19 protein-coding genes are annotated in these 22,415 nt (G+C 74.3%); 11 read left to right on the top strand and 8 right to left on the bottom strand.

Translation table 11 applies throughout. The features are described from left to right. Nucleotides 1-248 precede the first annotated feature (248 nt). The 8 genes from ACPYN7_RS15900 to ACPYN7_RS15865 all read left to right on the top strand — a co-directional run bounded on the left by ACPYN7_RS15900 (nucleotide 249) and on the right by ACPYN7_RS15865 (nucleotide 9,114). Complete coding sequence (locus ACPYN7_RS15900) at nucleotides 249-743, top strand: hypothetical protein (protein ID WP_424348284.1); 495 nt, start codon at nucleotides 249-251, stop codon at nucleotides 741-743. 364 nt (nucleotides 744-1,107) lie between these two features. Then, entirely contained in the window at nucleotides 1,108-2,742 is a 1,635-nt protein-coding gene (locus tag ACPYN7_RS15895; RefSeq protein ID WP_424348283.1) for a peptide ABC transporter substrate-binding protein, read from the top strand. A gap of 101 nt (nucleotides 2,743-2,843) precedes the next feature. Next, complete coding sequence (locus ACPYN7_RS15890) at nucleotides 2,844-3,767, top strand: ABC transporter permease (RefSeq protein WP_424348282.1); 924 nt, start codon at nucleotides 2,844-2,846, stop codon at nucleotides 3,765-3,767. After that, entirely contained in the window at nucleotides 3,760-4,737 is a 978-nt protein-coding gene (locus ACPYN7_RS15885; RefSeq protein ID WP_424348281.1) for an ABC transporter permease, read from the top strand. Before ACPYN7_RS15890 ends, ACPYN7_RS15885 begins: the two co-directional genes overlap by 8 nt. Next, nucleotides 4,734-5,801, top strand: a complete 1,068-nt coding sequence (locus tag ACPYN7_RS15880; RefSeq protein WP_424348280.1) for an ABC transporter ATP-binding protein — start codon at nucleotides 4,734-4,736, stop codon at nucleotides 5,799-5,801. Before ACPYN7_RS15885 ends, ACPYN7_RS15880 begins: the two co-directional genes overlap by 4 nt. Next, the gene (locus ACPYN7_RS15875; protein ID WP_058873035.1) at nucleotides 5,794-6,840 is read left to right on the top strand and encodes an ABC transporter ATP-binding protein; all 1,047 of its coding nucleotides are present in this window, start codon (nucleotides 5,794-5,796) and stop codon (nucleotides 6,838-6,840) included. The genes ACPYN7_RS15880 and ACPYN7_RS15875 overlap by 8 nt, the downstream gene beginning before the upstream one ends. Before the next feature lie 214 nt (nucleotides 6,841-7,054). Continuing rightward, entirely contained in the window at nucleotides 7,055-8,308 is a 1,254-nt protein-coding gene (locus ACPYN7_RS15870) for an NRAMP family divalent metal transporter (RefSeq protein WP_197412633.1), read from the top strand. Beyond that, nucleotides 8,305-9,114, top strand: a complete 810-nt coding sequence (locus ACPYN7_RS15865) for a putative hydro-lyase (protein WP_424348279.1) — start codon at nucleotides 8,305-8,307, stop codon at nucleotides 9,112-9,114. The genes ACPYN7_RS15870 and ACPYN7_RS15865 overlap by 4 nt, the downstream gene beginning before the upstream one ends. Here the strand turns inward: ACPYN7_RS15865 and ACPYN7_RS15860 are convergent. After that, nucleotides 9,077-9,811 (bottom strand): GntR family transcriptional regulator, encoded by a 735-nt coding sequence (locus ACPYN7_RS15860; protein ID WP_424348278.1) that lies wholly within the window; start codon nucleotides 9,809-9,811, stop codon nucleotides 9,077-9,079. The genes ACPYN7_RS15865 and ACPYN7_RS15860 overlap by 38 nt on opposite strands. A gap of 113 nt (nucleotides 9,812-9,924) precedes the next feature. Here ACPYN7_RS15860 and ACPYN7_RS15855 point away from each other — a divergent pair, with 113 nt between their 5' ends. After that, entirely contained in the window at nucleotides 9,925-10,887 is a 963-nt protein-coding gene (locus ACPYN7_RS15855) for an ABC transporter substrate-binding protein (protein ID WP_058873036.1), read from the top strand. Between the two features lie 32 nt (nucleotides 10,888-10,919). On the opposite strand, the gene ACPYN7_RS15850 is transcribed toward ACPYN7_RS15855, so the two are convergent. From ACPYN7_RS15850 to ACPYN7_RS15840, 3 genes are read right to left on the bottom strand one after another with little or no spacing between them, the layout of a single operon-like run. Beyond that, on the bottom strand, nucleotides 10,920-12,647 hold the full coding sequence (locus ACPYN7_RS15850) for an acetyl/propionyl/methylcrotonyl-CoA carboxylase subunit alpha (protein ID WP_424348277.1): 1,728 nt from the start codon (nucleotides 12,645-12,647) through the stop codon (nucleotides 10,920-10,922). 4 nt (nucleotides 12,648-12,651) lie between these two features. Then, the gene (locus ACPYN7_RS15845) at nucleotides 12,652-14,307 is read right to left on the bottom strand and encodes a 5-oxoprolinase/urea amidolyase family protein (RefSeq protein ID WP_424348276.1); all 1,656 of its coding nucleotides are present in this window, start codon (nucleotides 14,305-14,307) and stop codon (nucleotides 12,652-12,654) included. Beyond that, a complete protein-coding gene (locus ACPYN7_RS15840; protein ID WP_058873038.1) occupies nucleotides 14,304-15,068 on the bottom strand; it encodes a LamB/YcsF family protein in 765 nt (254 codons plus the stop codon). The genes ACPYN7_RS15845 and ACPYN7_RS15840 overlap by 4 nt, the downstream gene beginning before the upstream one ends. 212 nt (nucleotides 15,069-15,280) lie before the next feature. Between ACPYN7_RS15840 and ACPYN7_RS15835 the strand changes: the two genes are divergently transcribed. After that, a complete protein-coding gene (locus ACPYN7_RS15835; protein ID WP_424348275.1) occupies nucleotides 15,281-15,787 on the top strand; it encodes a PTS sugar transporter subunit IIA in 507 nt (168 codons plus the stop codon). A gap of 4 nt (nucleotides 15,788-15,791) precedes the next feature. Here ACPYN7_RS15835 and ACPYN7_RS15830 read toward each other — a convergent pair whose 3' ends face one another. The 3 genes from ACPYN7_RS15830 to xylA all read right to left on the bottom strand — a co-directional run bounded on the left by ACPYN7_RS15830 (nucleotide 15,792) and on the right by xylA (nucleotide 19,635). Next, on the bottom strand, nucleotides 15,792-16,832 hold the full coding sequence (locus tag ACPYN7_RS15830; RefSeq protein WP_424348274.1) for an aldose epimerase family protein: 1,041 nt from the start codon (nucleotides 16,830-16,832) through the stop codon (nucleotides 15,792-15,794). Then, on the bottom strand, nucleotides 16,822-18,246 hold the full coding sequence (gene xylB, locus ACPYN7_RS15825; RefSeq protein ID WP_424348273.1) for a xylulokinase: 1,425 nt from the start codon (nucleotides 18,244-18,246) through the stop codon (nucleotides 16,822-16,824). Before xylB ends, ACPYN7_RS15830 begins: the two co-directional genes overlap by 11 nt. Before the next feature lie 165 nt (nucleotides 18,247-18,411). After that, the gene (xylA, locus tag ACPYN7_RS15820) at nucleotides 18,412-19,635 is read right to left on the bottom strand and encodes a xylose isomerase (RefSeq protein ID WP_424348272.1); all 1,224 of its coding nucleotides are present in this window, start codon (nucleotides 19,633-19,635) and stop codon (nucleotides 18,412-18,414) included. Nucleotides 19,636-19,785: 150 nt separating this feature from the next. Between xylA and ACPYN7_RS15815 the strand changes: the two genes are divergently transcribed. Continuing rightward, complete coding sequence (locus ACPYN7_RS15815; RefSeq protein ID WP_424348271.1) at nucleotides 19,786-20,952, top strand: ROK family transcriptional regulator; 1,167 nt, start codon at nucleotides 19,786-19,788, stop codon at nucleotides 20,950-20,952. A gap of 121 nt (nucleotides 20,953-21,073) precedes the next feature. On the opposite strand, the gene ACPYN7_RS15810 is transcribed toward ACPYN7_RS15815, so the two are convergent. Then, nucleotides 21,074-22,243 (bottom strand): endo-1,4-beta-xylanase, encoded by a 1,170-nt coding sequence (locus ACPYN7_RS15810; protein ID WP_424348270.1) that lies wholly within the window; start codon nucleotides 22,241-22,243, stop codon nucleotides 21,074-21,076. Nucleotides 22,244-22,415: the final 172 nt, after the last annotated feature.

Here is a 22,415-nt window from a genome sequence, read left to right as displayed (position 1 = left end):
GGGGTGGGAAGCCCGGTGCGGCGTCGGTCCCGGATCCCCTCGGGCCTCCTCGACCCTAGGAGCAGGAACGGCTCCTGTCCACTTTCCGGGAGGGCGTTGTCCCAGGTCACACGAGGATTTGTGCGGTGTTCACCGGGATCTTCCTGGACCTTCGCCGGGGTGGCTGGTTCGATGGGAGCGAGGCCCCGCCCGGCTGCGGCAGGCGCCGGCGCGGGGCCGCAGCAGCAGTTCTCCAGGAAGGATCCATGATGAGCAAGGCGCTGTCCCCGCAGTCGACCCGGTCGGCCGACCTCGTGCACGTCCCGCTCCTCCCGGAGCCCGCCGTGCCGCCGGCGCCCCCGGAGGGTCCGGCCGGGCCCGGCTCCGACCGTCCCGGCGGCGACCTCCGCTTCCAGCGCGCCGGGCTGCTCCAGCGGGTCCTCACCGCCGCGGGGGAGGCCGAGGCCGCGGAGTGGGCGCTCGACCAGGCCCTCGAGGCCGCCGCCTCGGGCGAGGAGGTGGGCATCGGTCTCGACGTCGCCCCCCTCGACGGCGCCCTGGAGTCGGCGCGCTGGTCCCTGGACCGGGCGGTGGAGGCCCTGCACGCCGAGATCCGCACCGCGGCGCGGCACGGCGTCCCGCTCGCCCGCCTCGCCGAGGCGTCCGGCGCGGAGACCGCGGAGCTGCAGTCGGTGCTGCGGCACCCTGCGGACGCCCCGTCGGACCCCGGGCTCGGGCCCGGCGGGCTGGCCGCCGCGGTCTGAGCCGAGCACCGCTCCCGGGGAGGCCTCCCGCCCCCGGTCCTCGTCCGCGCGGCCGGGCCCGGCCGTGCGGAGCCGTCCGGGCCGCGACCCGTCCGGTCGAGGTCCCGCCGTCCCCGACCCCGGGGTTACGAATGGGTAACTGATACCGGCAGTTCCTGTTTCTTCTGGCGTGTCTGCTCCCGTCCCGCGGCCGGAGACCATAGGTTTCTTCCTGGGCGCGGCGGACGGTGATCTCCGTCACGTCGGGCCCGGAGCCCTGTGCTCCACGACGTGCGAGCCCCGTGCTCGCCCCGGCGTGGCCCCGTCCCCCTCGGACTGCGAACCCAGCACTCCCGGCGGGCCCATATCGACCATGGAGGAAACGATGAGAACGAAGCGGATCGCGGGCACGGCAGTGGTGCTCTCCGGAGCCCTGCTGCTCACCGCGTGCGGTGGGGGAGGCGGCGGCGAGGCCGGTGCCGACGGCGGCGACGGCGGCGGCACCTTCAGCGCGTACATCGGCGAGCCCGAGAACCCGCTGGTCCCCGGCAACACCAGCGAGACCGAGGGCGGTCAGGTCGTCGACGCGCTGTGGACCGGCCTCGTCGAGTACGACCGCGAGAGCAACGAGGCCGTCTACACCGGCGTCGCGGAGTCCGTGGAGTCCGAGGACCAGAAGACGTGGACCGTCAGCCTCAAGGACGGCTGGACCTTCCACGACGGCACCCCGGTGACCGCGCAGAGCTACGTCGACACCTGGAACTACGTGGCCAACAGCACGAACGCCCAGGGCAACTCCTACTTCTTCGCCAACGTGGAGGGCTACGAGGACCTGCAGGCCGAGGAGGGCCAGGAGCCCGCCGGGACGGAGATGTCCGGGCTGGAGGTCGTCGACGACACCACGTTCCGGGTGACCCTCACCGAGCCCTACGCGCAGTTCCCCACGACCCTCGGCTACACGGCGTTCTTCCCGCTGCCGCAGGCGTTCTTCGACGACCCCGAGGGCTTCGGCGAGCAGCCGGTCGGCAACGGCCCCTTCAAGGCGGACGAGGCCTTCCAGGAGGGCCAGGGCATCACCCTGACCCGCTACGAGGAGTTCGGCGGCGAGGAGCCGGCCAAGGCCGCGGGCGTGGAGTTCCGCGTCTACACCGAGATCAACACCGCCTACAACGACCTGCAGGCCGGCTCCCTCGACGTGGTCGACCAGATCCCGCCGGACGCCATCGCCTCCGCCGAGGACCAGTTCGGCGAGCGGTTCAAGACCACCCCGCGCGGCGACATCACCTCGCTGGGCTTCCCGACCTACGACGAGCGCTTCGCCGACCCGCAGGTCCGCCGGGCGTTCTCCATGGCGATCGACCGGCAGGCGATCACCGACGCGATCTTCCAGGGCTCCCGCACCCCGGCCGCGTCCTTCGTCTCGCCCGTGATCGACGGCCACCGCGAGGACGCCTGCGACGCCTGCGAGCTGAACGTCGAGGAGGCCAACCGCCTCCTCGAGGAGGCCGGCTTCGACAAGTCCGAGCCCGTGGACCTGTGGTTCAACGCCGGCGCCGGGCACGAGGAGTGGATGCAGGCCGTGGGCAACCAGCTGCGCGAGAACCTCGGGGTCGAGTACCAGCTGCGCGGCGACCTCCAGTTCGCCGAGTACCTGCCCAAGCAGGACGAGAAGGGCATGACCGGCCCGTTCCGCTCCGGCTGGATCATGGACTACCCGGTCATGGAGAACATGCTCGGCCCGACCTACTCCACCGCGGCCCTGCCGCCGGCCGGCTCGAACGTGACCTTCTACTCGAACGAGGAGTTCGACGCCAAGCTGCAGGAGGGCAACGCCGCCGACTCGATCGACGCGGCGATCCAGGCCTACCAGGAGGCCGAGGACCTGCTCCTGGCCGACATGCCGGCCGCTCCGCTGTTCTTCGGGCTGGTCCAGTACGCCCACTCGGAGAACGTCAGCGACGTGTACGTCAACAGCTTCGGGCGCGTCGAGGTCGAGGACGTCGTCGTCGGCTCGGAGTGACCCGGCGCTGAGCCCGGGGCGCCCCCGATCGGGGCGTCCCGGGCCCGCGCGTGCGACCGAGCGCTCCGACCGAGCGCTCCGACCGTGAACGAAGGAGACCCATGGGGCGGTACGTCATCCGCCGTCTGCTGCTGACCATCCCGGTGCTGCTGGGGGCATCCCTGCTCATCTTCTCGATGGTCTACGCGCTGCCCGGCGACCCCATCCGAGCCCTGGGCGGGGACCGCCCGCTCTCCGAGGCGGTGCAGGCGCAGCTGCGCGCCGAGTACAACCTCGACGACCCGCTGCTGATCCAGTACCTGAAGTACCTCGCCGGGCTCGTGCAGGGCGACTTCGGCACCGACTTCTCCGGCCGGCCCGTGCTGGACACGATCCTGGACCGGCTGCCCGTGACCGCGCGCCTGGCCCTCGTGGCCGTGGCCTTCGAGATCCTCATCGGCATCGCGGCCGGCGTCCTGGCGGGACTGCGCCGGGGGTCGTTCTTCGACAACCTGGTGCTCGTCTCGACCACGGTGGTGGTCTCGATCCCCGTGTTCGTCCTCGGCTTCCTCGCCCAGTACGTCCTCGGGGTGCGGCTGGGCTGGTTCCCGATCGCGGGCATCTCCCAGGGCTGGTACAGCTACGTCCTGCCGGGCCTGGTGCTCGCGGCGCTCTCCCTGGCCTACGTGGCGCGGCTGACCCGCACGAGCCTCGCGGAGAACCTGCAGAGCGACTACGTGCGCACCGCCCGCGCCAAGGGCCTGAGCGAGGTCAGCGTGGTCGGCAAGCACACCCTGCGCAACAGCCTCATCCCCGTGATCACCTTCATCGGCGCCGACCTGGGCGCGCTGATGGGCGGGGCCATCGTCACCGAGTCGGTGTTCAACATCCCCGGCCTGGGCCGGGCGGTCTACGACGCGGTGCTGCGCCAGGAGGGCGCCGTCGTCGTCGGGATCGTGACCCTGTTCGTGTTCTTCTACATCTTCTTCAACCTGGTGGTCGACGTCCTCTACGCCGCCCTCGACCCGAGGATCCGCTATGAATGACCCCCGCACGGACGCCCTCGAGGAGCAGGCCCGCCCGGAGGGCGTGCACCGGGAGACCTACGCCGACCGGGTGGACGACCGCGCCGACGAGCTCGCCTCGGCGGCCGCGGCCGGGGACATCGAGCAGACCAGCCTGTGGCAGGACGCCTGGCGGCAGCTGCGCCGCAACCCGTTCTTCCTCGTCGGCGCGCTGCTGTTCCTGGTCTTCGCGACCATGGCGGTGGCCCCGGGGCTGTTCACCTCGACCGACCCGCGGGTCTGCGACCTCGCCCGCTCCGGCGACGGCCCGCAGCCCGGCGCCCCGTTCGGCTTCGACATCCAGGGCTGCGACTACTACGCCAACGTGGTGCACGGGGCCGGGGTGTCCCTGGCGATCGGCTTCCTCTCGGTCCTCGGCGTCCTCGCCATCGGCGTGGTCGTGGGCGCGCTGGCCGGCTACTACGGCGGGTGGATCGACTCGCTGCTGGCCCGCGTGACCGACATCTTCTACGGCCTGCCGCTGATCCTGGGCGCGATCATCCTGCTCTCCGTGCTGCCCGAGCGCGGGGTGCTCGAGGTCTCGCTCGCGCTGATCGCCTTCGGCTGGATGACCGCGATGCGCCTGGTGCGCTCCAACGTCATCGGGGTCAAGCAGTCCGACTACGTCCAGGCCGCCCGGGCCCTCGGGGCCCGCACCGGGCGGATCATCGTCCGGCACATCCTGCCCAACGCCGTGGCCCCCGTGCTCGTCTACGCCACGATCGCGGTGGGCACGATCATCGCCTCCGAGGCGACGCTGACCTTCCTGGGCGTGGGCCTGCAGCTGCCCGAGATCTCCTGGGGGCTGCAGATCAACGCCGCCCAGAACCGGCTGCGGGACGCCCCGCACCTGATCCTGTTCCCCTCGCTCTTCCTGTCCCTGACCGTGCTCGCGTTCATCCTCATGGGAGACGCGCTGCGCGACGCCCTCGACCCGAAACTGCGCCGATGAACCCCTCGCACCCCGTTCCCGCCCCCACCCCGGGGGCCGCCGCGGAGCCGCCCGCCGCGCAGTCGCCCGTCCTCGAGGTCGAGGACCTCGCGGTCGAGTTCCGCTCCCGCCGCCGCACCGTCCGGGCCGTCAACGGCATCTCCTACGCCGTCCGCCCGGGGGAGACCCTCGCCATCGTCGGCGAGTCCGGCTCGGGCAAGTCCGTCTCCGCCCAGGCGGTCATGGGCATCCTCGACGTCCCCCCGGCGCGCATCACCCGCGGCGCCATCCGCTTCCGCGGCCAGGACCTGCTGACGATGACCCGCAAGGAGCAGCGGGCCGTGCGCGGGCCGGGCATCGCGATGGTCTTCCAGGACGCGCTGTCCGCGCTCAACCCCGTCTTCACGGTCGGCCACCAGATCGGGGAGCTGTTCCGCGTCCACCGCGGCGCCTCCCGCGCCGAGGCCCGGGAGAAGGCGGTCGAGCTCATGGAGCGGGTCGGCATCCCCGCGGCCCGCGAGCGCGTCGACGCCTTTCCGCACCAGTTCTCCGGCGGGATGCGCCAGCGCGTGATGATCGCGATGGCCATCGCCCTGGACCCCGACCTGCTCATCGCCGACGAGCCCACGACCGCGCTCGACGTCACCGTGCAGGCCCAGATCATGGACCTGCTCACCGAGCTGCAGGAGCAGACGGGGATGGGGATGATCCTCATCACCCACGACCTCGGGGTGGTCAACGAGGTCGCCGACCGGGTGGCCGTGATGTACGCCGGCAGCATCGTGGAGAACGGCACGGTCGACGAGGTGCTGGCCGCCCCGCTGCATCCCTACACCAAGGGGCTGATGGCCTCGATGCCGAGCCTCGAGTCGCAGGGCGAGCGGCTGCACCCGGTCACCGGCACCCCGCCCGACCTCTCGGCCATCCCCTCCGGGTGCGCCTTCCACCCGCGCTGCCCGATGGCCCGCTCCGGGTCCGCGGCCGTCCCCGGCGGGGACTGCGCCGGGGACGTCCCGGCGCTGCGCGAGATCGTCCCGGGCCGCACGGCGGCCTGCCACTACAGCGAGGAGCTCGCCCATGGCTGAGACGGCACCGGTCCCCGAGGGGACGACGACGGGGCAGGCGCCGCTGCTCGAGGTGCGCGGGCTGACCAAGCACTTCCCGCTCACGCAGGGGATCGTCCTGCGGCGCACGATCGGGCAGGTGCGGGCGGTCGAGGGCGTGGACCTCACCGTGGGCGCCGGCGAGACGCTGGGGCTGGTCGGCGAGTCCGGCTCGGGCAAGTCCACGGTCGCGAAGCTCGTGATGGCCCTCGAGCGGCCCACCGCCGGGCAGGTGCTCTACAAGGGCCGGGACGTCGCGGCGATGTCCGCCCGCGAGCTGCGCGAGTACCGGCGCAACGTGCAGATCATCTTCCAGGACCCGTACTCCTCGCTGAACCCGCGGATGACGGTGGGCGACATCGTGGCCGAGGCCTGGGACGTGCACCCCAACACCCTCGACCGGAAGGACCGCGGGGCGCGGGTGCGGGACCTGCTCGAGCGCGTGGGGCTGCGCGCCGACTACGCCAACCGCTATCCGCACCAGTTCTCGGGCGGGCAGCGCCAGCGCATCGGGATCGCCCGCGCCCTGGCGCTGCGGCCCGAGCTGATCGTCTGCGACGAGCCCGTCTCCGCCCTCGACGTGTCCGTCCAGGCCCAGGTGATCAACCTGCTCCAGGACCTGCAGGACGAGTTCGGGCTGTCCTTCCTGTTCATCGCCCACGACCTCTCGGTCGTGCGCCACCTCAGCGACCGGGTCGCCGTGATGTACCTCGGCGGCGTGGTGGAGACCGGGGACCGGGACGCGATCTACGAGCGGGCCGCGCACCCGTACACGCAGGCCCTGCTCTCGGCGGTGCCGGTGCACGAGCCCGCGCTGCGCGGGTCGCGGGAGCGGATCATGCTCAGCGGCGACCTGCCCAGCCCGGCGGACCCGCCCTCGGGCTGCCGCTTCCGCACGCGCTGCTGGAAGGCCCAGGACGTCTGCGCCGAGGAGGTCCCGGCACTCGTCGACCGGGGACAGGGGCACCCCTCGGCCTGCCACTTCGCCGAGATCCGCGACCTGGCGGCCGGCACGGCCTGACCGGCCGCGGCACCCGGAGGGCCTCGTCCGCGGACAGCGGCCGGGGCCCTCGTCCTGGTCCTCCGCCGCCGCTGCCCGCCCGGACGGAAAGTTCTCCGGGCACCCTGTGCAGATTGTTCAACAATCACTACACTGGCAGGACAGTGACCGCGGCCACATCCAGGGTGGCCGGCGCCGGGCCCCGGTGCAGGTCGCCCCGTCCCGAGGAGACCGCATGTCCAGCTCCGCCCCCGTCCCGCCCGCCCCGGAGGGCCGCAGCGCGGTCGGCAGTCCCGCGGCGATGCGGGCCGTGAACCGCTCCGCCCTGCTCGGCGCCCTCTTCCTGATGGCCACCAGCGCCATCGGTCCCGGGTTCATCACCCAGACCGCGAACTTCACCGTCCGGCTGGGCGCCGCCTTCGCGTTCGCCATCGTCATCTCGATCGTCGTCGACATCGCCGTGCAGCTGAACGTCTGGCGGATCATCGGCGTCTCCGGGCTCAAGGCCCACGAGCTCGGCAACCGTGTGCTCCCGGGCCTCGGCTGGTTCATCGCCGCGCTGGTGGCCACCGGGGGGCTCGTCTTCAACGTGGGCAACACCGCCGGCGGCGGGCTCGGCCTGGACGCCCTGCTGGGGCTCGACCCCACCTGGGGAGGCCTCATCACCGCGCTGATCGCGGTGGGCGTGTTCGTCAGCAAGCGCGCCGGCGTGGCCCTGGACCGCATCGTGGTGGTCCTCGGCGTGCTCATGCTCATCGTGACCACCTATGTCGCGATCGTCTCGCGCCCCCCGGTGGGGGAGGCGCTGCGCAACGTGGTGCTGCCCGAGAACGTGGACTTCCTGGTCATCACCACCCTCATCGGCGGGACCGTGGGCGGGTACATCACCTACGCGGGGGCCCACCGCATCGTCGACGCCGGGATCACGGGGGTGGAGAGCGTCAAGCAGATCTCCCGCGGCTCCGTGGTGAGCATCGTGCTCACCGGCGTGATGCGCTTCCTGCTGTTCCTGGCGATCCTCGGCGTGGTGGCCGGCGGGGCCCAGCTCTCGGGCGAGAACCTGGCCGCCCAGGCGTTCCTCTCGGCCGCCGGCGAGGTCGGCCTGCGCCTGTTCGGCGTCATCCTGTGGGCGGCGTCCATCTCCTCGGTCATCGGCGCCGCCTACACCTCGGTGTCCTTCCTCACGACCTCGCGGACGGCGCCCCGCACCCGGAACCTGATGACCGTCGCGTTCATCGTGGTCTCGGCCACCGTGTTCGCCCTGCTCGGGCAGGCGCCCTCCACGCTGCTCATCGTGGCGGGCGCCGTGAACGGGCTCATCCTGCCGCTGGGCTTCGCGGTGCTGCTGTGGGTGGCCTGGCGGCGGCAGGACCTGCTGGGCGGCTACCGGTACCCCACCTGGCTCGCGCTGATCGGCACCGTGGTGTGGCTGCTCACCATCTACCTGGGATACCAGTCCCTCAGCGGCATCGCCGCGCTGTGGGCATGAGCGCGGTGGGAGCGCCGGAGCGCCGGGAGCGTGCCGCCCTGGCCCCGGCCGCCGCCCGGGCGATGTTCCGCAGCGGCCTGGTCACGCCCACGTCGGGCTGGTGCGACGGCTTCGCGCAGGCGAACCTGATCGTGGTCCCGCAGGACTGGGCGTTCGACGTCCTGCTCTTCGCGCAGCGCAACCCCAAGCCGTGCCCGGTGCTGGGCGTGCTCGAGGCCGGCGAGGTGACCGGACCGCTGCTGGGCGGGGGCGACGTCCGCACCGACGTCCCGCGCTACACCGTCTACCGGGACGGCGCGGCGGCGGGCACCCGCACGGACCTCCTCGACGTGTGGCGGGAGGACCTCGTGACCTTCGCCCTCGGCTGCAGCTTCACCTTCGAGGCGGCGCTGCAGGAGGCCGGGATCCCGGTGGCCCACATCGACCAGGGCGTCAACGTCCCGATGTACCGCACGGACCGCCCGTGCGCACCCGCCGGGCGGCTGTCCGGGCCGCTGGTCGTGTCCATGCGCCCGGTCCCGGCGGACCGGGTGGCGGACGCCGTGCGCATCACCTCGCGCTATCCCGCGGTGCACGGAGCCCCCGTGCACGTCGGGGCCCCGCAGGAGCTGGGCATCCGCGACCTCGCCGCGCCGGACTACGGGGACGCCGTGGAGGTCCCGGCCGGGCACCTGCCCGTGTTCTGGGCCTGCGGCGTGACGCCCCAGGCGGCGGTGCTCGCCTCCGGGGTGCCCTTCGCCCTGGGGCACGCCCCGGGGCACATGCTGGTCACGGACCTGCCCAACTGGCAGTACCAGGTGCCCTGACCGCGGCCGGAGGGGGCCCCTCCAGGACGTTGAGCAGCTGCTGCCGGGAGGCCGCCAGGTAGTCGTGCATCTGCACGGCGGCCTCCTCGCGCCGGCCCTGCTCGAAGAGCTCGAGGATCCGTGCGTTGCGCTCGATGTACGGCGCGTGGAAGGACAGGTCCTGCCGCATGGAGTAGAACACGAGCCGCATCTCGGCGAGGGTCCGGGACATCAGCTCGTCCTGGCGCGCCGAGCCGGCCAGCTCCACCACGCCGCGGTGGAAGCGCTGGTTCGCGTCGGCCATGCCCTGGACGTCCTGCCGGCGGCGGGCGGCCCGGCCGTCCTCGACGGCGGCGTGCAGGCCCGGCTGGGGGGCGGGCTCGGACCAGCGCAGCGCCGAGGTCTCCAGCGCGAGCCGCACCCGGTGGATCTCCCGCACGTCGTCCGCGCCGGGCCGGGCCACCGAGACCCCGCGGTTGGGCACCCGGACCAGCAGGTTCTCCCCGACGAGGATCGTGAACGCCTCGCGCAGGGTGTTGCGGGAGACCCGCAGCGCCTCGCTGACCCGGGCCTCCGATAGCCTGGTCCCGGGCGGCAGCCGGCCGGCCACGACGCCCTGGCGCAGGACGTCCACGGCCCACGGGATGGCCTCCGCCTGCGGCGCGGGCCCGGCCTGCGCGACGGCCGTCATCAGGAACTCGTTCTCCACGGTGTTCATCAGTCCACCATCCTGGCATCCCGCGGGGCCGGGCCGCGCAGCGGCACCCTGGTGGTGGACCCGGGCCGTCCTCTAGGCTTCCAGCACATCCGTCCCGAACCCTGGAGGCCCCGATGCCGAAGACCCGCGCAGCACTGGCCGCAGCCGCCGTCCTGACCGTGACCGCGTGCGGGGGAGGGGACTCCGGCGGGGGCGCGGCCGGGGACGGCGAGCTGACCACGGTCAGCATCGGCGTCATCGCGAGCACCGACGTGGCACCGCTCTACCTGGGGATCGAGCAGGGCTTCTTCGAGGAGGAGGGGCTGGAGCTCGACATCACCCAGGCCCAGGGCGGGGCGGCCATCGTGCCGTCCGTGGTCAGCGGGGAGCTGGACTTCGGCTTCAGCAACGTGACGTCGCTGATCGTGGCCCGCTCCCAGGGGCTGCCGCTGCAGATCGTCGCCAACGCCAACAACTCCACGGGCGTCCAGGGCGAGGACTTCGCCGACGTCCTGGTGCGCGGGGACAGCGACATCCAGGACGCGGCGGACCTGGAGGGCCGGACCGTCGGCGTGAACACCCTGAACAACATCAGCGACACCACCATCCGCGCCGCCATCGAGGCGCAGGGCGGGGATCCCGGGAACGTCGAGTTCGTCGAGATCCCGCTGCCCGACATGCCGGCGGCCCTGGACCGGGGCGAGGTGGACGCGATCGGGTCGATCGAGCCCTTCCGGACCATCGCCCTGCAGGACGGGGCGCGCTCGGCCGTCTCCAACTACGCCTTCCCCATCGAGAACCTGACGGTGGCCGTGTACTTCACCACGGACGACGTGGTCGCCGAGGAGCCGGAGAAGGTGGAGTCGTTCCGGACGGCCATCGAGAGGTCCCTCGAGTACGCGCAGGAGAACCCCGACGAGGTGCGCGCCGTCCTGCCCAGCTACACGCAGCTCGACGAGGAGCTGATCGACCAGCTCGTCCTGCCGTCCTACCCCACCGAGGTGAACCGGCAGTCCGTGCAGGAGCTCGCGGACCTCGCCGTGCAGCACGGTCTCATCGAGGAGGCGCCCGACCTGGACGAGCTGCTGCCCGAGTGACCGCCGCCCGGACGGGCGGCGGCCGGGCCCGCTCAGGACAGCCGGGCGAGCACCTGGTCGGCCTGCACCGCGTCCCCGGGCCCCACCACGAGCTCGCGGACCGTCCCGGCCCGCGGGGCGGACACCCGGGTCTCGGTCTTCATGGCCTCCAGCACGGCCACGTCCTGGCCCGCGGCCACCTCGTCCTGCTCGGACACCAGCCATGAGACGAGCGTGCCCGCGAAGGGCGCGGTGACGGCGCCGTCGTCGGCGGGCTCCGCCCCGGCGGGGGACGCGTCCGCGGCCGGCGCGGAGCCCAGGGCCGCGGCGAGGGCGTCGGGGATCCCGATGCGCAGGCGCCGCCCGTCCACGTCCACGGTGAAGCGGGTGCGGCCCTGCTCGTCCGCGCGGGCGTACCCGGCGTCCGGGGCCAGCCGGTCGGCGAACTCCTCCTCGATCCACGTGGTCCACACCCCGAGCTCGTCGTCCCCGGTGAAGGCGGGGGCGTCCAGCACGGCGCGGTGGAACGGGACCGTGGTGGCCACGCCGTGCACCTGCAGCTCGCGCAGGGCGGTGCGGGCGCGCACGAGCGCCTGCGCGCGGTCGGGGGCGCTGACCACGAGCTTGAGCAGGAGCGAGTCGAAGGTCGTGGCCACCCGGGTGCCGCGGCGCACCCCCGAGTCGACGCGCACGCCCGGGCCGGTGGGGGTGTCGACGGCCTCGACCGTGCCGCCGGAGGGCAGGAAGCCGCGGCCGGGGTCCTCGGCGTTGATCCGGAACTCGAACGCGTGCCCGCGGGCGGCCGGGGTCTCGAGCACCGGCAGGGGATCGCCGGCGGCCACGGTCAGCTGGGCGCGGACCAGGTCCACGCCGTAGACCTCCTCGGTGATCGGGTGCTCCACCTGCAGCCGGGTGTTGACCTCCAGGAAGGAGATCAGCCCGTCCGGGGCCACGAGGAACTCGGCCGTGCCCACCCCCACGTAGCCGGCCTCCCGGAAGATGCCCTCCGCGGCCGCGGCGATCCGCTCGCGCTGGTCGTCCGTGAGGAAGGGCGCGGGGGCCTCCTCGACGAGCTTCTGGTGGCGGCGCTGCAAGGAGCAGTCCCGGGTCCCCAGCACGACGACGTGGCCGTGGGCGTCGGCCACGACCTGGGCCTCCACGTGCCGCGGGCGGTCCAGGAAGCGCTCCACGAAGCACTCGCCGCGGCCGAACGCGCTCTGCGCCTCGCGGGCGGCGGAGCGGAAGGCGTCCTCGACCTGGTCGAGCTCCCGGACCACGCGCATGCCACGGCCCCCGCCGCCGTGGGCGGCCTTCACGATCACGGGCAGGCCGTGCTCCTGCGCGAAGGCGCGGGCCTCCTCCGCGGACTCGACCGGCCCGTCGCTGCCGGGCACGAGCGGGGCGCCGGCCCGCCGGGCGATCTCGCGGGCGGCGACCTTGTCCCCCAGCAGCACGATGGTCTCCGGGGAGGGACCGATCCAGGTGAGGCCGGCCTCGATCACCGCCCGGGCGAAGCCGGCGTTCTCGGAGAGGAACCCGTAGCCCGGGTGCACGGCGTCGGCGCCGCACCGGAGCGCGATGGCCAGGACCTCCTCCCCGTCCAGGTAGGTCTCGGTGGCCGAGGTGCCCTCCAGGGCGTACGCCTCGTCGGCCAGCGCCACGTGCGGGGCGTCGGCGTCGGGGTCGGCGTAGACGGCCACGGACTCGAGGCCGGCCTCGGCGCAGGCGTGGACGACGCGGACGGCGATCTCCCCGCGGTTGGCGATCAGGATCTTGCGCACGGTGCTACTCCTGGGAGGTGTCGGTGGAGAGGTCGGTGGAGTTCTCGGTGGTGGTGCCGGGGGTGCCGGGCGGCCCGGCGGTCCCGGCGGGGTCCTCCGGGGCGCCGAGCTCGGGCGCCGGGACCCGCACGAAGCGCAGGCGGTCGCCCGGGCGCAGCTGGGCGAGCACGGGCAGGTCCTCCGGGTGCACCACGCCGAGCACGGGGTAGCCGCCGGTGGTGGGCGCGTCCTGCAGCAGGACGACCGGCAGGCCCGAGGGCGGGACCTGGACGCAGCCGGGGACGGTCCCCTCGCTGGGCAGCTCGTCCGTGCGCTCCCGCGCCAGCGGCTCGCCCTCCAGCCGGGCGCCCACGCGGTCGGCGGAGGCGGCGAGCTCCCACGCCTGCGCGAAGAACGACGCCACGGCGGCGGGGGTGAACCAGTCGTCGCGGGGACCCGGGACCACGCGGACCGAGGACACCTCGGGCGGGTGGGGCACCGGCTCCGGGTGCCGGACGGCCGTGCCCGGGTCCGGTCCCACCGGCAGGGCGTCGCCGGCGGCGAGCGGATCCGGGCCCAGCCCCGCGAGGGTGTCCGCGGAGCGGCTGCCCAGCACCGGCGGGACCGCGAGGCCGCCCCGGACGCCCACGTAGACCCGCGCCCCGGCCGTCACGGCGCCGACGGCCAGCCGCTCGCCGTCGCGCAGGGCGAAGGGGGTGCCGAGCGGGGGGCGCCACGGGGCCGGGCCCGTCACCGTCAGCGCCGTCCGCGCGCCGGTGACCGCCAGGACGTGCTCGCCGTGGGCGGTCAGCTCGAGCCCGCCCAGCAGGTTCTCCAGCACCGCCGCTCCCGGGCCGTTGCCCACGAGCCGGTTGGCCGAGGCGGCGGCGGCGGGATCGAGCGCGCCGGAGGAGGAGACGCCCAGCGCGGCGGAGCCCGCGCGGCCGCGGTCCTCGACCAGCGTCTGCAGCCCGGGGGACCCGACCGCCAGGTGCGGCCCCCGCACGGGCGCGGGCACGGCGGCGCCCGGGGTGATCTCCGCGAGCTCGCGCACGGGCCGGTAGCGCACCCGGTCCCCGGGGCGCAGCAGGGCCGGGTCGTCGCGGTCGAGGTCGAACATCCGCGCCGCCGTGCGCCCGATGAGCTGCCAGCCGCCGGGGGAGCTGCGGGGGTAGACGGCGGAGAACCGGCCGGCCAGGGCCACCGACCCGGTGGGGACGGCGGTGCGCGGGGTGTCCCGGCGCGGGACGTCGAGGCCGTCCTCGGCGTCGCCCACGCAGTAGAAGAAGCCGGGGGCGAAGCCGGCGAAGGCCGCGGTCCACGTCTGCTCCGAGTGGGCCCGGACCACCCCGTCCGCGCCGAGGCCCGTGAGCTCGCCGACCGCCGCGAGGTCCTCGCCGTCGTAGACGACGTCGACGGTCACGGTGCGGGCCTCACCGGTGCCGGCGCTGCCGCGGGGCACGGCCCGGGCGGCGCGGACGATGCCCGCCAGGGCGGCGGTGGTGCTCGCCCGCACCACCACGGTCCGCGCGCCGGCCACGCAGTCCACGAGCCCGGGCAGGTCCGCGCCGGCGAGACGGGCGTGCACCGCCACGGCGTCGTGCAGGTCGGCGCACTCGACCAGCGCCGCGCGCGGGCCGAGCGGCCGGACCCCGCGGGGCCCGCCGGCCGGGGCGCTCACAGGAAGCTGCCGACCCGCAGGCCGGCCTCCTCGAGGGCGCGGCGCACGCGCTCGGCGATGGCCAGCGCGCCGGGGGTGTCCCCGTGCACGCAGATGCTCTGGGCGTCCACCGCCACGAGGGAGCCGTCGACGGCCTCGACGACGCCCTCGACGGCCATCCGCACCACGCGGGCGGCGATCGCCTCGGCGTCGTGCAGCACGGCGCCGGCCTCGGTGCGGGGCACGAGCGTGGCCTGCGGCGTGTAGCCGCGGTCCGCGAAGGCCTCGCGGACCGTGCGCAGCCCGGCCGCCCGCGCCTGCCGCTCGATCTCGGAGCCGGGCAGCACCAGCAGCGGCAGGGCGTCGTCGACGTCGCGCACGGCGTCCACGACGGCGCCCGCGTGCTCCTCGTGGTGGACGATCGCGTTGTACAGGGCGCCGTGCGGCTTGACGTAGCTCACCCGGGTGCCCGAGGCGCGGGCCAGGGCCTGGAGGGCGCCGATCTGGTAGACCAGCTGGTCGCTCAGCTCCGCCCGGGGCACGGCGATGAAGCGGCGCCCGAAGCCCTTCAGGTCGTCGTAGGAGACCTGGGCGCCCACGGCCACGCCCTGCTCCGCGGCCACGGTGCAGGTCCGGCGGGCGACCGTGGGGTCCCCCGCGTGGAAGCCGCAGGCCACGTTGGCGCTGCTGACCACGTGCAGGACGGCCTCGTCGCCGTCCATGGCCCAGGCGCTGAGCGACTCGCCGCAGTCCGCGTTGAGATCGATGTCGGAGGGGGACATGCTGTGCTCCTTGTCACGTCGGTCCCTCCAGCATGCCTGGTCCGTCAAGATTGTTCAACAATATTTGCCGACGGGATCGGGATCGGGTTCCGTCCCGACCGGTGGACGCACGGTGCCGCCCGCCGTATGTTGGCCCCCACCAGGGCGCAGCGGTGCCGCAGCCGGCACGGCGGGGCCGCGCCGCCCGTCCGCCTCCACCGATGGGACAGCACATGAGCGACAGGACCTCCCGCACCGCGGACGACTCCCCGGGACCTCCCGGGTCCGTCCTGGCGCACCTGAGCGAGTCGACCGTGCTCCTGGACGTCCACGGCGCGGACCGGGACGGCGTCATCCGCCAGCTCGCCGAGCTCGGCGCGCACACGGGGCGGGCCTACGACGCGGACGAGACCGTCGCGGCGGCCCTGGCCCGGGAGGAGGAGGGCTCCACCGGGGTGGGTCACGGCGTGGCGCTGCCGCACGCCCGGTCCGCCGGGGCCGAGCGCCCGATGGTCGCCTTTGCCCGCAGCAGGGACGGCGTGGAGTGGAACGCGCTGGACGGCGAGCCCGTTCACCTCGTCTTCCTGATCTCCCTCCCCCGGGAGCGGTCCGGGGACGAGCACCTCGAGCTGCTGGCCGAGCTCTCCGAGGCCCTGGCCGGGGAGTCCTGCCGGCAGGCCCTCCTCGGCGCGGGGAGCGCCTCCGAGGTGCTGGCCGTGCTGGAGGACGCGCTGGGCTGAGCGCTCAGGGCCGGAAGCGCCACTCGGTGCGGGAGCGGTAGGTCCCGCCCGGGCGCAGGACGGGGTCGGAGAGCTCGGGGCGGTTGGGGGAGTCGGGGTGGCGCTGGGGCTCCAGGGCCACGCCGTCGCCCTGGCGGTACCGGCGCCCCGAGCTTCCGGCGGCGTCCAGGGCGTTGCCCGTGTAGACCTGCAGGGCCGGCTGGTCGGTCCACAGCTCCACGGACCGCCCGCTCACCGGGTGCTCCAGCCGCGCCGCCCGGCGCAGGCCCGTCCCCCGCAGGTCGAAGGAGTGGTCGATCCCGCCCACGGCGATCGTCTGCGGGTGCTCCGCCCGCACCCGGTCCCCGATCCGGGCCGGTGCCGTGAGGTCGAACGGCGTCCCGGCCACGGCGGCGAGGCCGCCCAGCGGCAGGCCGTCCGGGCCCACGGGGAGGTACCGGTCGGCCTCGACGGTGAGCCGGTGGTCGTCGACGGTCCCGGAGCCCTCCCCGGCGAGGTTGAGGTAGACGTGGCTCGCGGGTCCGACCACGGTGGGGGCGTCGGTGCGGGCCTCCAGGTCCAGGCTCACGACGTCCTCCGCGACGGCGTAGACGGCGCGCAGGACGAGCCGGCCGGGGAAGCCCTGGTCCCCGTCCGGGCTCACCAGCTCCAGCACCAGCCGGTCGGGACCGGCGTCCAGCACCTGCCAGGTGCGGCGGTGGAAGCCGTCGGGTCCTCCGTGCAGGGTGTTGCCGCCCTCGTTGGCCGCCAGCTGCACGGGCTCGCCGTCGAGGCGGAAGCGGGCGCCCGAGATCCGGTTGGCGCAGCGGCCCACGACCGAGCCCAGGTACGCGTCCGCGTGCGCGGCGTAGCCGGCGGCGTCCGGGTGGCCCAGGACCACGTTCGTGCTGCCGCCGGAGCCGTCGGGCACGTGCAGGGCCTGCACGGTGGCGCCGAGGTCGAGCACGCGCAGGCTCAGCCCGCCCGGGGCGCGCAGGGTGTGCGCCGTGACCGGTCGGCCGTCGGGCAGCGTGCCGAAGTCCTGCGGGGCGGTCTCACCGCTCATGGCGGTCTCCGGCGGAGGAGGGGGACCAGCCGGCGGTCCGGTCCCGCAGGGTGCGGTAGGCCTCCACGACCTCGGGCGTCGGCTCCGCCTCGTGCTCCCGGGCGCCGGCGAGCGGCCAGGCGGGGGGCTCCTCGGCGCCCGAGAGGGCCCAGGCGGCCTGCCGGGCGGCCCCGAGGGCCACGTACTCCCCGGGGGCGGGCACGAGCACGGGCCGGCCGAGCACGGCCGGGGCGAGCCGGCGCACCGCCTCGGACTGCGCGCCGCCGCCGATCAGGAGGATCCGCTCCGCGGCGGTGCCGGTGGTCCGCTCGAGCGCCGCCACGCCGTCGGCGAGGGAGCAGAGCAGGCCCTCCACGCAGGCCCGCGCGATGTCCTCGCGGCCGGTGCGCGACGACATCCCGTCCAGGGTGGCGCGGGCCTCGGGGCGGTCGGGGGTGCGCTCGCCGTCGAGGTAGGGCAGCAGCGTGACGCCGCCGGCCCCGGGGCGGGCGGCCAGGGCCAGGGCGGAGAGCCCGGCGTGGTCGACGCCGAGGACCCGAGCCCCGAACTCCAGGATCCGCGCGGCGTTGAGGGTCGTGGCCATGGGCAGGTACCGGCCGGTGGCGTCGGCGAAGCCGGTCACGAGCCCGGCCGGGTCCGCCGTGCGGGTCTCCGAGACCATGGCCGCGACCCCCGAGGTGCCGATCGACAGGGACACGTCCCCGGGGCCGAGCGCGAGGCCCAGCGCGGCGGCCATGTTGTCGCCGGTGCCGGCCGCGAGCACCGCCCCGGCGGCCGTGCGGCCCACGGCCTCGTGCGGGGCGGCGGCCACCTGCGGCAGCTCGGCGTCGTGGCCGAGGGCCTGTTCGACGAGCTCGTGCTTCCAGGCGCCGGTGCGCGTGGAGAAGTAGCCGGTGCCGGAGGCGTCGCCGCGGTCGGTGCTGAAGGCGCCCTTGTCGGTGCCGAGGTGCCAGGAGAGGTAGTCGTGGGGCAGCAGCACCCGGTGGGTGCGGGCGGCGTGCTCCGGTTCGTGCTCCGCCATCCAGCGCAGCTTGGTGGACGTCATGGACGCGACCAGCACGCTGCCGAGCTCCTCGGCGCAGGCGGCCGCGCCGCCCATCTCCTCGACGAGCCGGCGGGCCTGCGGCGCCGAGCGGGTGTCGTTCCACAGGAGCGCGTCGCGCACCACGCGGTCCTGCTCGTCGAGGGCGACCATCCCGTGCTGCTGGCCGCCGACGGACACTGCGGCGGCCTCGTCGAGGAAGGGGCCGGCGGCGTCGTCGAGCGCGGCGAGCCAGGCGCGCGGGTCCACCTCGGTGCCGTCGGGGTGGGCGGCGCGGCGCTGCGCGAGCACCTCGCCGGTGCCGGCGTCGACGAGCAGCGCCTTGGTGGACTGGGTGGAGGAGTCGATGCCCAGGACGGTCGTGCGTGCCATGAAGAACCTCGGTGCGGGGTCGGGGCGGGGCGGCCGGGGAGGCCGCGGGAAGGGACAGGAGGTGCCCGGCCCGGCGCAGGGGGGCGTGCGCCGGGCCGGGCCGGGACGGGGTCCGGCACCCGGGATCGGGGGGAGCGGGGGGGCGGGTGCCGGGCCCCGGGCGGGTCAGCCGCGGGCGCCCATGAGGTGCTCGACGGCGAGCTGGTGCAGGCGCACGAAGCCGTAGTTGCGCTCGGAGGGCCCGGTCAGGTCGAGGTCCTCGTAGACGCTGCGGTCGGCCAGGAAGGCCTGCAGGTCCTCGCCCTCGGCGAGGGTCGGCTCGCCGAGCTCGAGGACGCCGGACTGCTCCATGGCCTCCTGCACGTCGGGGTCCTGGCGGAAGGCCACGGCCCGCTGCTTCAGGAGCAGGTACATCTGCATGTTCGCCGCGGCGGAGTCCCAGACGCCGTCGACGTGCTCGGTGCGGGAGGGCTTGTAGTCGAAGTGCCGGGCCCCCTGGTAGGCCCCCGGCTTGGACGGGAACCCGTTCTCCAGCAGGTCGACCGTGAAGAAGGCGCTGATCAGGTTGCCGTGGCCGAACACCAGGTCCTGGTCGTACATCGGGCCGTTCTGCCCGTTGAGGTCGATGTGGAACAGCTTCTCGCACCACAGCGCCTCGGCGAGGCCGTGCGTGTAGTTGAGGGTGGCCATCTGCTCGTGCCCGGTCTCCGGGTTCACGCCGACGACGTCCCCGTGGTCGAGCCGGTCGATGAAGGCGAGCGCGTGCCCGATGGTGGGCAGGAAGATGTTGCCGCGGGGCTCGTTGGGCTTCGGCTCGATCCCGATGCGCATGTCGTAGCCCTGGGACTTGATGTACCCGGCCACGGTGTCGATGCCCTCGGCGTAGCGGTCGAGGGCCGCGTAGAGGTCCTTGGAGGAGTCGTACTCGGTGCCCTCGCGCCCGCCCCACATCACGAAGGTCGTGGCGCCGAGCTCGGCGGCGAGGTCCACGTTGCGCAGCACCTTGCGCAGGCCGTAGCGCCGGACCCGCCGGTCGTTGGACGTGAAGGCGCCGTCCTTGAAGACCGGCTCCGCGAAGGTGTCGGTGGTGACCATCTCGCAGACCATGCCGGTCTCGTCGATGGTCTCCTTGAGCTGCCCGATCAGCTTCTCGCGCTGCGCCTCGGACGCGTCGAAGGGGATCAGGTCGTTGTCGTGGAAGGTGAAGCCCCAGGCGCCGAGCTCCTTGAGCTTCCGCACGGACTCGAGCGGGTCGAGGTCGGGCCGGGAGGCGGTGCCGAACTGGTCGCGGGCCGCCCAGCCGACGGTCCAGAGACCGAAGGAGAACTTGTCCGCGGGGGACGGGACGAGCGTGCTGGACGCCGAGGTGGCGGGGGACGCAGTGGGCATCGGAGTTCCTCTCCCTTTGGGTTAGTTACCGTTACTTACTCTAGGTGCTGGAGTACCGTGGGGAAAGAGCGGCGGGAGTTTTTTCTTTCCCGCCGGTCGGCCGGGATCCGCGCCGGACCCGTCCCCGCCCGCACCAGAGGAGAGCCGCCCGTGCAGTCGAGCCACCTGCGGGAGCACAACCTCTCCACCGTGCTCCGCGCCGTCGCCGGGGCGGAGGCCCCGGTCTCCCGGGCCGGGCTCGCGAAGCGCACGGGCCTCACCAAGCCCACGGTCTCCAAGCTGGTGCAGGAGCTGCTGGCGGCGGGGCTGCTCGTCGAGGGGCAGCAGGCGGCGGCCCGGGTGTCCGGCCGGCCGATGATCCCCCTGACTGTGGCCCGGGGGACCGTGCTGGGCGTGGGCCTGGAGATCGCCGCCGACCACCTCGCGTGCCTCGTCACGGACCTCGGCGGCCGCGTCCTGCACGAGGAGTCCCGGTTCGGGGCCTTCGCCGGGGCCTCCGTGGACGAGGTCGCCTCCGTGCTGGCCGGGCTGCTCGAGACCGCCCTGTCCCCGCGCCGGGACGTGCCCCTGGCCGGGGTCTGCGTCTCGGTCCCCGGCCGGCTCTCCACGGACCGCGCCACCGTGCTCTCCGCCCCCAACCTGGCCTGGCGGGACGTCCCGCTGGTCGAGCGGCTCCGCCGGCTCCCGCCGTTCCGGGCGGCGGCGCTGACCGCCGGCAACGACAGCATGCTCGCCGCGCGCACGGAGGTCCTGCGCCGGCCCGGGGAGTCCTTCCTGTTCCTGCACGGCCAGACCGGCATCGGGGGCGCCGTGGTCCTGGGGGGGCGCATCCACCGGGGCGAGCACGGCTGGGCCGGGGAGCTGGGCCACGTCACGATCACCCCCGGCGGGGAGCTGTGCCGGTGCGGCCGGCGCGGCTGCCTCGAGGCCTACGCCAGCTACCACGCGCTGCGGGGCAGGACGGGACTGCCGGAGGACGTCCGGATCGAGGACCTCGTGGCGGCCACGGCCGAACGGCTGCGGAGCCGGGCGGCGGTCATGGAGATGATCGGGCGGCCCCTGGGCGTGGTGCTCGCGAACTCGATGAACCTGCTGGACCTGTCGACGGTCGTGCTGTCCGGGTACTTCGCCCCCATCGCGCCGGAGCTGGAGCCCGTGCTGCGCGAGGTCCTCGAGGCGCACGCCCTCACGGCGGAGGTGGGGCCCGTCGAGATCCAGCGGTCGGCGGCGGACGCCCGTCCCGCCCTGACCGGTGCGGCCGCGACGGCGCTCGAGCCGATCTACGACTCCCCGGCCCGCTGGATCGACCGGCGCTGATCCTCCCGCGTTGATCCTCCCGCGCTGATCCGCCGGCGCCCCGCGGCCGGTCCCCACAGGGGACGACGGCGGGGCCCGCTCGTGCGAGCGGGCCCCGCCGCGCTCCGGCCGGACGATCGGCTCAGCGGAACGCGGGGTGGTGCTTCCACTTCGCGTCGCCGCCCGGCTGGGACCGGACCAGGGTCTCCTGCAGCGCGTCGTAGGCGGGCTTGCGCTCGTGGTCGCCCTCCATGGTCAGGGCGTCCCCGTAGCCGGGGAAGGTGTTCGGCACCCAGGAGTGCTCGTCGAGCACGCCCCACACGGTGAAGGAGTTGCAGTCCTCCACGGCCAGGCACGCCTCGAGGGCCATGCGGTACCAGTCGGCCTGCTTCTGCCGCAGCTCCTCGCTCATCTGCCCGTCCGCACCGACCGGGCCGCGGACGTCGATCTCGGTGACGGCCGTCTCCAGGCCGAGGTCGTCGAAGCGCTGGAGGTTCTGCTGCATCCGCCCGTCGAAGCCGTACTGGAGGCCCAGGTGGGTCTGCATGCCGAAGCCGTGGACGGGCACGCCCTGGGCGAGCAGGTCCTGGATCAGGGCGTAGTAGGCGTCGGACTTCGCGTTGAGGCCCTCCACATTGTAGTCGTTGAAGAACAGCTGGGCGTTCGGGTCCGCGTCGTGGGCCCAGCGGAAGATGTCGGCAATGATCCCCGGCCCCAGCTCGCGCAGCCAGATGTTGTCCTGCGTGCGCAGCCTCCCGCTGTCGTCGAAGATCTCGTTGGCGACCTCCCACTGCTGGATCCGGCCCTCGTAGTGGCCGACCACCGTGTAGATGTGCTCCTTGAGGAGGGCCCGCAGCTCCTCGGGGGTGTGGTCCCCGTTCTCGAGCCAGTCGGGGTTCTGGCTGTGCCAGAAGAGGGTGTGGCCGCGCACGACCTGCCCGTTGGCCTCGGCGAAGTCGACGATGTCGTCGGCGGGGCCGAAGTCGTACACGCCCTCCTCGGGGTGGATGAACTCCCACTTCATCTGGTTCTCCGGGGTCAGGGAGCTGAACTCCCGGGCCAGGACCGAGCGGTACTCGGGGTCGGAGGGGAAGGGCTCCGGGTAGTCGGCGCTGGTGTGGTGGCCTCCGCCGGCCACGGCGCTGCCGATGCGGAAGTCCTCCGGCGTGTTCCAGCGCAGGGTGTCCTGCTTCGCCAGGCCGGGGGGCCGGGAGTCGGGGGCGGCGGTCGCGGCCTGGGGGGCCACGGTGAGGCACAGGGCGGCGACGGCGGTGGCCGCCCCGGCGCGGAGGAAGGGGGCTCGTCTGCTCATCTTGGGGGTTCCTTCGTCGGGGATGGGGGATGGCGAGGAGGGTGGGAACGGGGGAGGGGGTCAGAGGGACGGCGGAGTCGGAGGGGCGGGTGGACGGGGGGGGGGGGGGGGGGGGGGGGGGGGGGGGGGGGGGGGGGGGGGGGGGGGGGGGGGGGGGGGGGGGGGGGGGGGG

It is taken from the genome of Kocuria sp. CH-021, assembly GCF_049716185.1.
GTDB lineage: Bacteria > Actinomycetota > Actinomycetes > Actinomycetales > Micrococcaceae > Kocuria > Kocuria cellulosilytica.
This window is presented reverse-complemented; position numbering and strand designations above follow the sequence as displayed.